At 64.1% G+C, this 14,329-nt stretch carries 12 protein-coding genes; 8 read left to right on the forward strand and 4 right to left on the reverse strand.

From position 1 onward, the window contains the following. Window positions 1-40: 40 nt before the first annotated feature. From NKI32_RS09925 to NKI32_RS09935, 3 genes are all read left to right on the forward strand, one after another. Window positions 41-964 (forward strand): sulfite exporter TauE/SafE family protein, encoded by a 924-nt coding sequence (locus NKI32_RS09925; protein ID WP_023669608.1) that lies wholly within the window; start codon window positions 41-43, stop codon window positions 962-964. Next, the gene (locus NKI32_RS09930; RefSeq protein WP_353002560.1) at window positions 964-1,755 is read left to right on the forward strand and encodes a TIGR02186 family protein; all 792 of its coding nucleotides are present in this window, start codon (window positions 964-966) and stop codon (window positions 1,753-1,755) included. Before NKI32_RS09925 ends, NKI32_RS09930 begins: the two co-directional genes overlap by 1 nt. A gap of 176 nt (window positions 1,756-1,931) precedes the next feature. Further along, entirely contained in the window at window positions 1,932-3,188 is a 1,257-nt protein-coding gene (locus tag NKI32_RS09935) for an Hsp70 family protein (protein WP_352623899.1), read from the forward strand. 99 nt (window positions 3,189-3,287) lie between these two features. Here NKI32_RS09935 and NKI32_RS09940 read toward each other — a convergent pair whose 3' ends face one another. Beyond that, window positions 3,288-4,190: a LysR substrate-binding domain-containing protein gene (locus tag NKI32_RS09940; protein WP_352623901.1), complete on the reverse strand. Its 903-nt coding sequence runs from the start codon at window positions 4,188-4,190 to the stop codon at window positions 3,288-3,290. A 278-nt stretch (window positions 4,191-4,468) separates the two neighbouring features. Between NKI32_RS09940 and NKI32_RS09945 the strand changes: the two genes are divergently transcribed. Genes NKI32_RS09945 through NKI32_RS09955 form a run of 3 tightly spaced genes read left to right on the forward strand, consistent with a single transcriptional unit; the run spans window position 4,469 to window position 9,063 of the window. Further along, window positions 4,469-7,399 (forward strand): molybdopterin oxidoreductase family protein, encoded by a 2,931-nt coding sequence (locus NKI32_RS09945; protein WP_352510950.1) that lies wholly within the window; start codon window positions 4,469-4,471, stop codon window positions 7,397-7,399. Then, a complete protein-coding gene (locus NKI32_RS09950) occupies window positions 7,396-8,124 on the forward strand; it encodes a 4Fe-4S dicluster domain-containing protein (RefSeq protein WP_352510951.1) in 729 nt (242 codons plus the stop codon). Before NKI32_RS09945 ends, NKI32_RS09950 begins: the two co-directional genes overlap by 4 nt. Window positions 8,125-8,127: 3 nt before the next feature. Continuing rightward, window positions 8,128-9,063 carry a dimethyl sulfoxide reductase anchor subunit family protein gene (locus NKI32_RS09955; protein WP_353002561.1) on the forward strand — a complete coding sequence of 312 codons (936 nt, stop codon included), beginning with the start codon at window positions 8,128-8,130 and terminating at the stop codon, window positions 9,061-9,063. A gap of 12 nt (window positions 9,064-9,075) precedes the next feature. On the opposite strand, the gene NKI32_RS09960 is transcribed toward NKI32_RS09955, so the two are convergent. Further along, on the reverse strand, window positions 9,076-9,948 hold the full coding sequence (locus tag NKI32_RS09960; RefSeq protein WP_352510953.1) for a LysR substrate-binding domain-containing protein: 873 nt from the start codon (window positions 9,946-9,948) through the stop codon (window positions 9,076-9,078). A gap of 94 nt (window positions 9,949-10,042) precedes the next feature. Between NKI32_RS09960 and NKI32_RS09965 the strand changes: the two genes are divergently transcribed. Beyond that, window positions 10,043-11,014 (forward strand): quinone oxidoreductase family protein, encoded by a 972-nt coding sequence (locus NKI32_RS09965; RefSeq protein WP_352510954.1) that lies wholly within the window; start codon window positions 10,043-10,045, stop codon window positions 11,012-11,014. A 4-nt stretch (window positions 11,015-11,018) separates the two neighbouring features. Here the strand turns inward: NKI32_RS09965 and pdeM are convergent, their stop codons facing one another. After that, window positions 11,019-11,735, reverse strand: a complete 717-nt coding sequence (gene pdeM, locus NKI32_RS09970; protein ID WP_352510955.1) for a ligase-associated DNA damage response endonuclease PdeM — start codon at window positions 11,733-11,735, stop codon at window positions 11,019-11,021. Continuing rightward, complete coding sequence (locus tag NKI32_RS09975; RefSeq protein WP_353002651.1) at window positions 11,732-14,221, reverse strand: ligase-associated DNA damage response DEXH box helicase; 2,490 nt, start codon at window positions 14,219-14,221, stop codon at window positions 11,732-11,734. Before NKI32_RS09975 ends, pdeM begins: the two co-directional genes overlap by 4 nt. Here NKI32_RS09975 and NKI32_RS09980 point away from each other — a divergent pair. After that, window positions 14,129-14,323, forward strand: a complete 195-nt coding sequence (locus tag NKI32_RS09980) for a hypothetical protein (protein WP_245260071.1) — start codon at window positions 14,129-14,131, stop codon at window positions 14,321-14,323. The two genes, NKI32_RS09975 and NKI32_RS09980, sit on opposite strands and share 93 nt — an antisense overlap. Window positions 14,324-14,329: the final 6 nt, after the last annotated feature.

The raw sequence follows: 14,329 nt of genomic DNA on the forward strand, positions 1-14,329 counted from the left end.
GGCTGCAATCGCCGACAGGCAAACTGATCGAGACTGACGGGTGGGCATCTATCTCCCGATCGCGGAAATTTCCGTCAACGTCTTCGTGCTGCTGGCAATGGGCGCGGCGGTGGGTTTCCTGTCGGGCATGTTCGGGGTCGGTGGCGGCTTTCTGATCACGCCGCTCTTGATCTTCTACAACATCCCGCCGGCAATCGCCGTCGCTACCGGCGCCAACCAGGTTATCGCCTCCTCCTTCTCCGGCGCGCTGTCGCACATGAAGCGCGGCACGCTCGACTTCAAGCTCGGCGGGGTGCTGCTGGCCGGCGGCATCGTCGGCTCGACCGGCGGTATCTTTGTCTTTGCCTTCCTGCGTCGGCTCGGCCAGCTCGATTTGTTTATCTCACTGCTTTACGTCGTGCTGCTTGGCACCGTCGGCGGGCTGATGCTGGTCGAGAGCGTCAATGCGCTGCGCGCGACGCGCAGCGGTGCGGCGCCGGTCTTGAAGAAATCCGGCCAGCACAACTGGATCCACCGGCTGCCGCTGAAGATGCGCTTCAGGGCCTCGAAGCTGTTCGTCAGCGTCATTCCGGTGCTGGGGCTCGGCGCCGGCATCGGCTTCCTGTCGTCGATCATGGGTGTCGGCGGCGGCTTCATCATGGTGCCGGCGCTGATCTATCTCTTGAAAGTGCCGACCAACGTCGTCATCGGCACCTCGCTGTTCCAGATCATTTTCACCTCGGCCTACACCACGCTTGTCCACGCCACCACCAACCAGACGGTCGACGTCATGCTTGCCTTCCTGCTGATGGCGGGAGGCGTTGCCGGCGCGCAATATGGCGCCAAGGCAGGACAGAAGCTGCGCGGCGAACAGCTCAGGGCACTGCTGGCGCTGCTGGTGCTGGCGGTTGCCATCCGGCTTGCCATCGATCTCTTCGTCACGCCGCCAAACCTCTATTCGCTGACCGCCGCGGGCCTGAACTGATGCCGCAGTGGGGGATTTTTTCGGCCGCCGCTTTGCTTATCGCCGTCGCTCTGCCGGCCGCAGCGCAATCGCCGAACCCCTTGCCGGAAGGCATCCAGATCGGTCTCTCCACCGACGCCGTGTCGATCACCGCCGGTTTTTCCGGCGCCGACCTGACCATTTTCGGTTCGCTGGAAAATCCCGACCCGCTGGTCGCGCGACAGGGGCGCTACGACGTCATCGTCGTGCTCGAAGGCCCGCCGCGGCCGGTGGTGGTGCGCCGCAAGGACCGCGTGCTCGGCGTCTGGGTCAATCTGGAATCCGAGACCTTCGAGAACGTGCCGGTATCCTACTCCGTCGCCACGACGCGGCCGCTGCAGGACATCACCGAACCCATCAGCTACAAGCAGCTGTCGCTCGGCGCCTCCAACCTTTACATGCAGCCGGCCGAGGTAACCGACAGTCCGGCGACGATCGAGGAATTCACCGTGGCGCTGCGCGAGCGCAAGGCGGCGACCGGCCTCTATAGCGAGAATGTCGGCGGCGTGCAGTTCTTGTCGCAGAACCTGTTTCGCGCCACGGTGCGGCTGGCGCCCAACGTCCCGGTTGGAACCCATAAAGCCCGCGCGTTCCTGTTCAAGAGCGGTCTGTTCCTCAAGGAAAGCTCGGCCCAGCTCGAAATCCGCAAATCGGGCTTCGAACAGTCGATCTTCCGCGTCGCGCATGATTACTCGTTTCTCTACGGCGTCTTCTCCGTGTCGCTGGCCATGATCACCGGCTGGCTGGGCAGGCTGATTTTCCGCAGGGATTGACGCGCAGGACCCATTTCCGGGGAAAAGGGGTTCCCCTTTTCTCAGTCTTGCGATAGACCGCCGCCTCCCAACCCTCGGGTAACACGTACAATCATTCGGCAGAGCGGTCAGGCCTCTGGACGGCGCGCGCCTTGCGGACGCCTGCCACAGCGACGACCCAATGACAGGAGGCTGCAATGCACCAGGCATTTGGCGGCATCGATTTCGGCACGTCCAATTCTACGGTGGGCGTGATCCGCAACGGCCAGGCACGGCTGGTGGCGCTGGAAGGTGAACAGCCGACATTGCCAAGCGCGGTTTTCTTCAACTTCGAGGACGGTCACACCTATTTCGGCCGCCGCGCCATTGCCGACTACACCGATGCCATCGAAGGCCGGCTGATGCGGTCGCTGAAGAGCGTGCTCGGCAGTTCGCTGGCGCATGAGAAGACGCGGATCAAGGCCCGGCAGATCGGTTTCATCGACATTGTCGGCATGTTCGTCGGCCATTTGAAGAAGCGGCTTGAGGAAGATGCCGGCGCTCCGGTGGAGAACGTTGTGCTCGGCCGGCCGGTGCAATTTGTCGACGACGATGTGGAAGCCGATGCCAAGGCGCAAAGCGAGCTTGAAAAGGCGGCGCGCGCGCAAGGCTTCAAGCACATCGCCTTCCAGTTCGAACCGATCGCGGCAGCGCTCGACTATGAGCAGGACGTGAAGCGCGAGGAACTGGCGTTGATCGTCGACATGGGCGGCGGCACGTCCGACTTCTCGATCGTGCGCGTTTCGCCGCAACGCGCCCGCTCACGCGACCGCAAGCACGATATCCTGGCCAACCGCGGCATCCATATCGGCGGCACCGATTTCGACCGGCTGCTCAGCATTGCCCATGTCATGCCCAAGCTCGGCTATCTGACGTCGACAAAAGACGGCAAGCGCAACCTGCCGGCGAGCTATTTCATTGATCTCGCGACGTGGCAACGCATCAACCTCGTTTACACCGCCAAGGCGATGACGCATCTGAGGCAGATCCGCTTCGAGGCCGTCCGCGCCGACCTTGTCGACCGCTTCATCCATATTGTCGAGCACCGTTACGGCCATGCGCTGGCCGGCCTGGTCGAACGAGCCAAGATCGCGCTGACAGATCAGGCTTCGGCTGATGTGACGGTGGCACTGCCCGGCGCACATTTCGCCGCCGAGATCACGCGGACCGGCCTGGAAGAGACCATCGCCGCCGACATCGAGCGGGTGTCCGCTACGGTGCGGCAGACGATTGCCGATGCCGGCATAACGGCGTCTGCGATCACCGCCGTATTCCTCACCGGCGGTTCGACCGCGATCCCGCTGGCACGGCGTGAAATCCTGTCGCTGGTGCCGCAAGCCGCCGTTATCGAGGGCGACATGTTCGGCTCGGTTGGCCTCGGCCTGGCGCTGGATGCGCAGCGGAAGTTCTCCTGAACACATAACTGCGGCTACCCCATAATGACCATAAATACCCAAACGAGGCCGCACCATTTCACCCCGACCCTAGACCGATATCAGATGCCCTGAGGACGGCTATGCCGGGATGCCGTTCCCCGCTTCAGCGCCGAGATGCGCCTTGAGCGCCATCTGGGCCAGGCTTGCCCGGCGGTCACGATGGGTGATCATGGCGAAGTCGCGCTTCGGCAGTTCGAGCGGCACCGACCGGAGACTGCCCTCGGCGACGGCGCGTCCGACGACGAGGTCCGAGATGATGGTGGCGCCGGCGCCGGCCTCGACCGCCTGGCGAACCGCCTCGTTGCTCGGCAGCACCAGAAATATCTGCAGGTCGCCAAGCGATATCCCCTCGCGGCGGGCCAGGTCCTCCAGCACCTCGCGCGTGCCCGAACCACCCTCACGGATGATCCAGCGCAGCCCTCTGATATCCGGGCGGCCCGGCGCGATCTCGGCGATTTCGGGATGCGAGGCGGCGACGACCAGCATCAACCTGTCGACGTCGACCTTGGTGCGGCGGAGGATGTCTGACTCGGTGCGCCCCTCGACCAGACCGAGATCGGCGGTACCGTCGAGCACATTGGCCTCGACCTGCCTGGTGTTGCCGATGCTGACGCTCAAGCGCACCGCCGGGTAGGCTTCATGGAAAGAGGCCAGCCTGCGCGGCAGCCAGTAGCTGGCGATGGTCAGGCTGGCGGCGATCGACAGGCTGCCGGCGACCGTCTGCGAGACATGCTCCAGCACATTTCGGGCGGCGGCGGCGCGTTCCAGCACCGCCTTGGCCTCGGGCAGGAAACGGTACCCCGTCTGGGCAAGCTCGATGTTGCGGCCGACGCGGTTGAACAGATGAACGCCATGCTGCTCTTCGAGCGCGCGGATGGCGGCCGACGCCGCCGACTGGGAGATGCCCAAAAGCTCCGCCGCCTTGGTCATATGGCCGCGTTCGGCAACGGCAACGAAAATGCGCAACTGGTCCAGCGTCATGTGTGCATTAAGAACCAATTCCGATCGAATTTACAAGAACAACTGATTGGACGGATCGATAGCTTTATTCTACTTTTTCTGCCAAAGTTAGAAAAAATTCGCCAACAAATCGCATCCAACAAAATGATCGGGCGGTTCAGATCCCTGTTTGCGCATTGGACCCGTGGCCTCAGGCGGCGGCTGGCCGGCGACCGCTATCATCCTGAAGAACACTATATGCGTGGCCCCGGACCGAAGACGCGGGCCAAATTCGCAGGTAGCAAAAGCACGCCGGCATCATGAACCCAGCTGCGCCGCGCGGGGCCAATTCCGCACCGTCGCAACGGTCGCTTGCCGACACGCGCGCGCCGGATGAAGGCGACGGCGTCGACACCTCGCCCGATGTCTCCGACAGCATCGCCAAGACCACCTGCTATATGTGCGCCTGCCGCTGCGGCATCGACGTCCATATCAAGAACGGCAAGGTCCGCTACATCAACGGCAACAAGGCCCACCCGGTCAATCGCGGCGTGATCTGCGGCAAGGGCAGCTCCGGCATCATGCAGCACTACAGCCCGGCGCGGCTGAAGAAGCCGCTGCTGCGCAGCGGCCCGCGCGGCTCGGGCGAATTCCGTGAGATCGAATGGGAGGAAGCCCTTTCGATTGCGACCGGGCGGCTATCGCATATCCGCCGGACCGATCCCAAAAAGCTTGCCTTCTTCACCGGGCGCGACCAGTCACAATCGCTGACCGGCTGGTGGGCGAGCCAGTTCGGCACGCCGAACTTCGCCGCCCACGGCGGCTTCTGCTCGGTCAACATGGCGGCCGGCGGACTCTACACAATCGGTGGCTCGTTCTGGGAGTTCGGCGAGCCGGACTGGAACAACACGAAATACTTCATGCTGTTCGGCGTCGCCGAGGACCATGATTCCAACCCGATCAAGATCGGCTTGGGTAAACTCAAGGCGCGCGGCGCCAAGGTGGTGTCGATCAACCCCTGTCGCACCGGCTACAACGCCATTGCCGACGACTGGATCGGGATCCGGCCCGGCACCGACGGCCTCTTCGTCTTAGCCCTAATCCATGAACTGCTGAAGGCAGGCCGCGCCGATCTCGATTATTTGCTGCGCTACACCAACGCCCATGTGCTAGTCGTCCAGGAGCCGGGTGCGGCGGACGACGGGCTGTTCCTGCGCGACAGCGACAACAATCTTCTCGCCTGGGACAGAGTGGCGAAGACAACCGTCAACGCAGCCGATGCGGATGCGAAACCGGCGCTGACCGGCAGCTTCACGTTCGCCGGCCGCCGTTGCGTGCCGGTGTTCCAGCTTATCGCCGACCGCTACATGGACGACAGCTACGCACCCGATGCGGTCGCGGCGCGATGCGGCGTTCCGGCCGACACCATCCGCCGGATCGCTGCCGAACTCGCCCACGTCGCCTTCGAACAGACGATCGAACTGCCGGTTGCGTGGACCGACTGGGCCGGACGGCGGCACGAGACGATCAAGGGACGGCCGGTGTCGATGCATGCCATGCGCGGCATCTCGGCCCACTCCAACGGCTTTCACTCCTGCCGCGCCATCCACCTGCTGCAGGTGCTGCTCGGCACGGTGGACGTGCCCGGCGGCTTCCGTTTCAAGCCGCCCTACCCGCGCTCGGCGCCGCCGGGACCGAAGCCGACCGGCAAGGTGGTCAAGCCGATGACGCCGCTCGACGGCATGCCGCTCGGCTTCGTCTGCGGGCCGGACGATCTCCTGGTCGACGAGGCCGGAACGCCGCTCCGCATCGACAAGGCTTATTCCTGGGATGCGCCGCTCGCCGCGCATGGGCTGATGCATACGGTCATCCGCAATGCGTGGGCCGGCGACCCATACCCGATCGACACGCTGATGATGTACATGTCGAACATGGCGTGGAATTCCTCGATGAACACCGTCGAGACCATTGCCATGCTCACCGACCATGACGAAGCGGGCAACTACAAGATCCCCTTCATCATCTATTCCGACGCCTATTATTCCGAGACGGTGCCGTTCGCCGACCTGGTGCTGCCCGACACCACCTATCTCGAACGTCACGACTGCATCAGCCTGCTCGACCGGCCGATCAGCCATGCCGACGGACCAGGCGATGCCATCCGCCATCCCGTCGTCGAACCCAACCGCGACGTCAGGCCGTTCCAGTCAGTATTGATCGAACTCGGCGCCCGGCTCGGCCTGCCCTGCTTCGTCAACGACGATGGGGTGGCGAAATACCTCGACTATGCCGACTACATCGTCAATCACGAGCGCACGCCCGGCATCGGCCCGCTCGCAGGCTGGCGCGGCAAGGACGGCACGTCTGCAGGCAAGGGCGAGGTCAACCCAAACCAGCTGCAGCGCTACATCGACAATGGCGGCTTCTGGCACCAGGACTTTGCTGAGGACCAGCGCTATTACAAGATGGCCAACCGCTCCTATCTCGACTTCGCGGAGCAGATGGGGTTCATCCCCAAGGCCGAGCCGATCGTGTTCCAGCTCTATTGCGAACCGATGCAGCGCTTTCGCCTCGCCGCGCGCGGTCATGGTCGCGTCCAGCCGCCCGAGAGCGAACGCCAGCGCATCGAGACCTATATGGATCCGCTGCCGTTCTGGTTTACGCCGTTCGAAGAGGCCGCGGTCGATCCGCAGAAATACCCGCTGCATGCGCTGACGCAGCGGCCTATGCACATGTATCATTCCTGGGGCTCGCAGAATGCGTGGCTGCGGCAAATCACCAGCCAGAACCGCCTGTTCGTGCACCACAAGACCGCGGCAGTTCTCGACCTGGCCGACGACGACTGGGTGTGGATCGAAAGCATCAACGGCCGGGTGAAGGGGCAGATCAAGCTGGTCGACGGCGTCAATGCGGATACGGTCTGGACATGGAACGCCATCGGCAAAAGGCGCGGCGCCTGGGGGCTGAAGGACAACGCCGCCGAGAGCAATCGCGGCTTCCTGCTCAACCACATCATCGGCGACCAGACCTCGGCCGATGCGAACGGTAAACGCTATTCGAATTCCGATCCGGTCACCGGCCAGGCGGCGTGGTTCGATCTCAGGGTTCGCATCGTCAAATGCGCCTCCGAAGAAGCCGGCTTCACCGAGCCGCAATTCGAGCGCTTCAGCCAGCCGCCAAATGTCGAGCCATCGCCCGACATCCTTCGCTTCGGCGCCGAGTTCCGCGTCCATAGGGAAGCTGTGGAATGACCTGCCTTCCCGCCCATACAGACAAGAAGCTTGGCCTGGTCATCGACCTCGACACCTGCGTCGGCTGCCAGGCCTGCGTCACCGCCTGCAAGGAGTGGAACACCGGCGGCCACATGGCGCCGCTGACCGACATCGACCCCTATGGCGGCCATGTCGACGGCGTCTGGTTCAACCGCGTGCACAGCTACGAGCACACGACCGAGGCGGGCGGGCGCACGGTCAACTTTCCGCGCTCCTGCCTGCATTGCGAGACGCCTGCCTGCGTCACTGTCTGCCCGACCGGCGCGTCCTACAAGCGGGCGTCGGACGGCATCGTGCTGATCGACGAAAGCAAATGCATCGGCTGCAAACTGTGCAGCTGGGCCTGCCCCTATGGCGCGCGCGAATTCGATACCGACGTCGGCGTGATGAAGAAATGCACGCTGTGCGTCGACCGCATCTACAACGACAATCTGGCCGAGGAAGACCGCGTGCCGGCCTGCGTTGCCGCCTGCCCGACCAGCGCCCGGCATTTCGGCGACCTCGGCGATCCCACCTCGGCGGTGTCGCAACTGGTGGCGGAGCGTGGCGGCGTCGACCTGATGCCGGAGATGGGTTACAAGCCGACCAACAAATATCTGCCGCCGCGCGCCCAGCGCGCCGCATCGGTGCCGGCGCCAAGGCTCGAGCCAGTCACGGTCGAAGGCGGTTTTCTTGGCTGGATCGACCGCATGCTTTCGAGCTGACCAATGCATCCAGCCTTTTCCGTCGTTTTCTTCACCACTGCCACAGGAGCGGGCTATGGACTGCTGGCGCTGTTCGGCGTGCTTGGCGGACTGGGTTTTATCCCGGCCCATTTCTGGCTCGGCCTTATCGGCATGGGGCTGGCGCTTGGCCTGATTGCCGCCGGCCTTTTGTCGTCGACCGGCCATCTCGGCCGGCCCGAACGCGCCTGGCGCGCCTTTTCGCAATGGCGTAGCTCCTGGCTGTCACGCGAGGGTGTATCGTCGGTCGCAACCTTCATTCCCGCCGGGCTGTTCGGCATCGGCTGGGTGTTTTTTGGCCGCACCGGAGGCTGGATGGCCATCGCCGGGCTTCTCGCAACTATCGGCGCAATCGTCACCGTCTGCACCACCGGCATGATCTATGCCTCGCTGAAGCCGATCGCGCAGTGGCATAGCCCGTATACGCTGCCGGGCTATCTCATCTTTTCGGCGATGACCGGCAGCGTGCTGTTGAACGCGCTGCTGCAGGCTTTCGCCATCGGCTCGACCGCCGTTGCGGTAGCCGCTCTGCTGCTGACCTTGCTCGGCTGGGGCTGGAAGCTGGCGACGTGGCGATACAATGACGCGCTAGAGATTGCGAGCACCGCCAACACGGCAACGGGGCTCGCCGGGGGTACAGTGCGCTCACTGGAATGGCCGCACACCGAAGAGAACTACCTGCTCAAGGAAATGGGCTTTCGCATCGCGCGCAAGCACGGCGCCAGGCTGCGTCGTATCACGCAGGTGCTGGCTTTCGCCTTGCCTGCCCTGCTGCTAGCTGTTGCATTCGCTTTGCCCTGGCCGTTCGCAGCGGCGCTGTCGGTGCTTGCCGCAATCGTCCAGTTCGCCGGCATGCTGGTCGAGCGCTGGCTGTTCTTCGCCGAGGCCAAGCACACCGTCACCCTCTATTACGGCCGGTAGAGCGTCCCGCCGTCAGGCGGTCCGTGCTCGTGGCGCCGCCGGCAAATCCTTAAGCAGGATTTCGATCGCGGCATCGACGACGGCTGTCCTGCGGTCATGCACGTAGAGACCGTATTGGACGATCAGGGGCTCGGGCACCGATGTCTTCAGGACGCGCATTGAGCCGGCGCGCACGGATTCCGGCGGAAGCAGCCCGACGCCGAGCCCGTTCTCGATCGCCGCCTGCAGGCCGGTGACGCTCTGGCACGACAGGACGATCCTATACTGCCGGCCGGCGGCGACCAGCGCCTCGATCATACGCCTGCGCCAAGGGCAGGTTGCGCCGAAGGCGGCGAGATCGAGTGGCCGGTCATGGTCCAGCACATAGTCCTGGGCGCAGACCCACTGCAGTTCGACGTTCCATGTCGTCACTGCATCGGCCGCGACGACGGATGTCGGGGCAATCATGACATCCAGCGCATCCTCGCTCCACAGCCGTCCCAGCGCGACGCTGTGCTCGACCATCGCGTCGAGGCTGATGTCGGGATATGTGCGATGCAGCCGCCCAAGCGCGGCCGAAAGCGCGGCCGTGGTGACCTCTTCGGCAAGACCAATACGCACGCCGCCGCCAATGCCAGCCTGCTGCAGACGCGCCACCGCTTCATCGCCGAGAGCGAGGATGCGGGTCGCGTATCCCAGAAAGAGCTCTCCCTCCGCAGTTGGTACGACACCGCGGCCGGTGCGCTGGAACAGATGCCGTTGGAGCAGGCCCTCCAGCCGTCGCATCTGCATGCTCAGCGCCGATTGGGTCTTGCCGGTCTGCGCGGCGACCCTGCTCAGGCTACCTTGCCGGCAGACCGCGACATAGGTGCGGAGAAGGTCGAGGCCGATCTGTTCAGATATCATCTTGTTTGAACTCTGATGTCATCGGTATCGGTCTACAATGATATCCCGCCACGCGCTATCTCACACTCAAGAGAACAGCGCAGGGAAGAAAACCATGAAAGCGATCCGTGTTCACCGCCATGGCGGGCCAGATGTGCTCGCCTACGAAGATGTCGACATCGGCCAGCCCGGACCGGGCGAGGTGCGCGTGCGCAACCGGGCGGTCGGCCTCAACTTCGTCGACATCTATTTTCGCACCGGCGAATACGCGCCGCCCGCTCTGCCATTCATTCCCGGCAATGAAGGCGCCGGCGAAATCGTCGCCGTCGGTGAAGGCGTCAGCGGCTTCGCGCCTGGCGACCGAGTCGCCTATGTCGAGACGCTCGGCGCCTATGCCGAAGAACGCATCGTGCCGGCGCATTTCGTCGTGCATCTGCCCGACGCCATCGATTTCGAGACGGGTGCGGCGATGATGCTGAAAGGGCTGACGGCGCAATATCTGCTGCGCCGCACGTTTCGCGTCGAGGCGGGCCATACCATCCTGGTGCATGCCGCGGCGGGCGGCGTCGGCCTCATCCTGACGCAATGGGCCAAACATCTCGGCGCGACCGTCACCGGCACGGTCGGTTCACCCGAAAAGGCCGAACTTGCGCGCGCCAATGGCTGCGACCATGTCATCGAATACAGCAAAGAGAATTTCGCCGCACGGGTGAAAGAGGTCACCAACGGCGAAGGCTGCCACGTCGTCTATGACGGCGTCGGCAACGCGACCTTCCCGGGCTCGCTCGACTGCCTGCGGCCGTTCGGCACCTTCGTCAGCTACGGCACGGCATCGGGATCGATCCCACCCTTCGATATCATGCTGTTGATGCAGAAAGGATCGCTGTTCGCCACCTGGCAGTTGCTGTTCCATCATCTCGCCAGGCGTGAGGACGTCGTCGCCATGAGCGAGGATCTGTTCAGCGTCGTCCTCAGCGGCGCAGTGAAAATCCCGGTGCACACAAGCATGCCGCTTGCCGAAGTGGCGGAGGCGCATCGCCGGCTCGAAGCACGGCAGACGACAGGCGCAACCGTGCTTATACCGTAGAAACTTAGCCCGGCCGCAGCATCGAACCGGAAATGGCGAAGATGCGCGCGGCGCCCATCATATAGGCTATCAACGTCTCGCGGCGGAACAGGCCGGCATAGGCGCGGTCGAGCACGTTGAGCGAGCCGGTATAAGCGCCGAAGGCCGGCATGATCATGCGGCCGCCATCGCCGGCAAAGCAGCGCCGCCGCACCGAGCGGCCCTGCTGGACGATGCGGGCGCAAGGGTGAAGATGGCCGGCAACTTCGCCCTCGGTTCTTACCTTCGACGGCTCGTGGCGGAACAGCAGCGAGCCGATGGCGAGTTCGCGCACCGTCTCGCCTGGCAAATCCGCCGGCGCTTCCGGGTCATGGTTGCCGGCGACCCAGAACCAGTCGCGGCCGGCCATCAATGCTTCCAGCCGATCGCGGAAGGTTTGATGCATGCGCTCGGCGCCGCCGCCGTCGTGGAAGGAGTCGCCCAGGCTGATGACGATGGCCGGCTGGTAGTCCGCGATTACCGCCTGCAGCCGGAGCAGAGTGGCGCCGGTATCGTAGGGCGGGATCAGTGCGCCGCGCCTGGCGAAGGACGAGCCCTTTTCCAGATGCAGGTCGGAGACCGCGAGCAGCCTGAGATCGGGGAAATAGAGCACGCCGCGCGAATCACAGACCGCGCGCTCGCCCGCGATGCCGACAAAATCGGCCTCGGCGATCAGCGATGCCCGCGCCAGCGAAAAATTCATTCCTCAACCATCCCAGGACCCATGGCTTCCTCGACCAAAGTCGCGGCATCCATCAGCAGCGTTTCGTCGGCCTCGCCATTCACCGGCATCTTGCCGATTTCGAGCATGATCGGCACGGCCAGCGGCGATATCTGTTCGAGTGCCTTATGCACGATTCGACCCTGGATACGCGAGAGCATGTCGGCAAGTCTGCTGACATCGAGCAGACCGGTCGCCGCGTCGGCGCGCGTCGCCTGCAGCAGGATGTGGTCGGGTTCATGGCTGCGCAGCACGTCATAGATCAGATCGGTCGAGACGGTGACCTGACGGCCGCTTTTCTCCTGTCCCGGGTGGCGCTTCTCGATCAGGCCTGAAATCAGCGCGCAGTTGCGGAAGGTGCGCTTGAGCAGCCAGCTGTCGGCCAGCCAAGCCTCGAGGTCGTCGCCCAGCATGTCCTGGTCGAACAGCGCGCCAAGCGAAGGTTTCCGCGATTTGAACATCGCGCCCATATCGCCCAGCGACCAGATGGCCAATGCGTAGTCGGTGGCGACGAAGCCAAGCGGCCTGGCACCGGCCCTGTCCAGGCGGCGGGTGAGCAGCATGCCCAGCGTCTGGTGCGCCAGCCTGCCCTCGAAAGGATAAGCGACGAGATAGTGACGGTTGCCGCGCGGAAAGGTCTCGATCAAGAGGTCGTCGCGTTTGGGCAATACCGATTTGTCGGCTTGGTAACGCAGCCAATCCGACACCTGCTCGGGCAGCTTCTTCCAGCGCTGTGGGTCGTCCAGCATGGCGCGCACCTGCTCGGCGAGGTAAGTCGAAAGCGGAAATTTGCCGCCGCCATAGTAAGGCACCTTGGCGTCGCTTCCCGGCGCATTCGAGACGAAGCATTCGTTCTCGCGGATGCCTTCGAAGCGCAGGACTTTGCCGGCAAACATGAAGGTGTCGCCATGCGTCAGCGTTTCGAGGAAGGCCTCCTCGATCTTGCCCAGAACCCGGCCGCCGTGCGAAGCCGAGCCTTTGCTGCCGGCCTTGACGTAACGCACATTGAGCGCCGGCACCTCGATGATCGTGCCGACATTCAGCCGGTATTGCTGGGCAACGCGCGGATTGGAGACCCGCCACATGCCGTCCTTGTTGAGGCGGATGCGGGCGTAGCGCTCGTAGTTCTTCAGTGCGTAGCCGCCGGTGGCGACGAAATCGATGACGCGGTCGAATGTCGGCCGGTCGAGGCTGGCATAGGGCGCTGCTGTCAGCACTTCCTCGTAGAGATCGTCGGCGCGAAACGGCGCTCCGCAGGCGCAGCCCAGCACATGCTGGGCCAGCACATCGAGCCCGCCATTGACCAGCGGCGGCGTATCCTGGGCGCCCAGATAGTTGGCGTCCAGCGCTGCCCGGCACTCCAGCACCTCGAAACGATTGGCCGGGATCAGGATCGCCTTCGACGGCTCGTCCATGCGGTGATTGGCGCGGCCGATGCGCTGCGCCAGCCGGCTGGCGCCCTTGGGCGCGCCGACATGGACGACGAGATCGACATCGCCCCAATCGATGCCGAGGTCGAGCGTCGAAGTGGCGACGATGGCGCGCAGCGCGTTGTCGCCCATCGCCTTCTCGACGCGTCGGCGCTGGGCGACATCGAGCGAGCCGTGATGCAGCGCGATCGGCAAGGTATCCTCGTTGACCCGCCACAATTCCTGAAACAGCAGCTCGGCCTGGCTGCGGGTGTTGACGAACAGCAGGGTGGTCTTGTGGCGCTTGATCTCGCGATAGATTTCCGGCGTCGCATAGCGCGCCGAATGGCCGGCCCATGGCACGCGCTCTTCCGAATCGAGGATCGAGATTTCGGGCTTCGCGCCGCCGGTTACGACGATGAGTTCAGCCATGTCTCCCGGTGGATTCTGGCTGACCAGCCAGCGCCGCAATTCGTCGGGCTCGGCCACCGTTGCCGACAGACCGATCGTCTGCAGGCCGGGCACGATGCTGCGTAGCCGCGCCAGCCCGAGCGCCAGCAGATGGCCGCGTTTCGATGTCACCAGCGAATGCAACTCGTCGAGCACGACATAGCGCAAATCCTCGAAGAAGCGCCCGGCATCGCCGGCCGCAATCAGCAGCGCCAATTGCTCGGGCGTGGTGAGCAGGATATCGGGCGGCGCCAGCTTCTGGCGCTGTCGCTTGTGGGAAGGCGTGTCGCCGGTGCGCGTCTCGATGGTGACGGGCAGGCCGATCTCCTCCACCGGCTTGCCGAGGTTGCGCTCGATGTCGACGGCCAGCGCCTTCAGCGGCGAGATGTAGAGCGTATGGATGCCGCGCCGTGCCATACCGGCTTTGCGTCTGGGGCGGTTGGCCAGTTCGGTCAACGATGGCAAGAAGCCGGCCAGCGTCTTGCCGGCGCCGGTCGGTGCGATCAAGAGCACCGATTGCCCGGCTTGAGCCTTCGCCAGCAGCTCGATCTGGTGAGCGCGCGGCGACCAGCCTTTTTCGCCAAACCATCTGATGAATGGCTCGGGCAGAAGGACGGCGGCATTCTGTTTGGCAAGGCGCGGCTGCTCGGTCACGCGAAAGAGGTAGCGCGACGGCGCGCGATCGCCAAGGAAAATCGGAACAAAAGGTGATCGGCC

Origin of the sequence: Mesorhizobium sp. M0761 (assembly GCF_040320205.1) — a bacterium.
GTDB lineage: Bacteria > Pseudomonadota > Alphaproteobacteria > Rhizobiales > Rhizobiaceae > Mesorhizobium.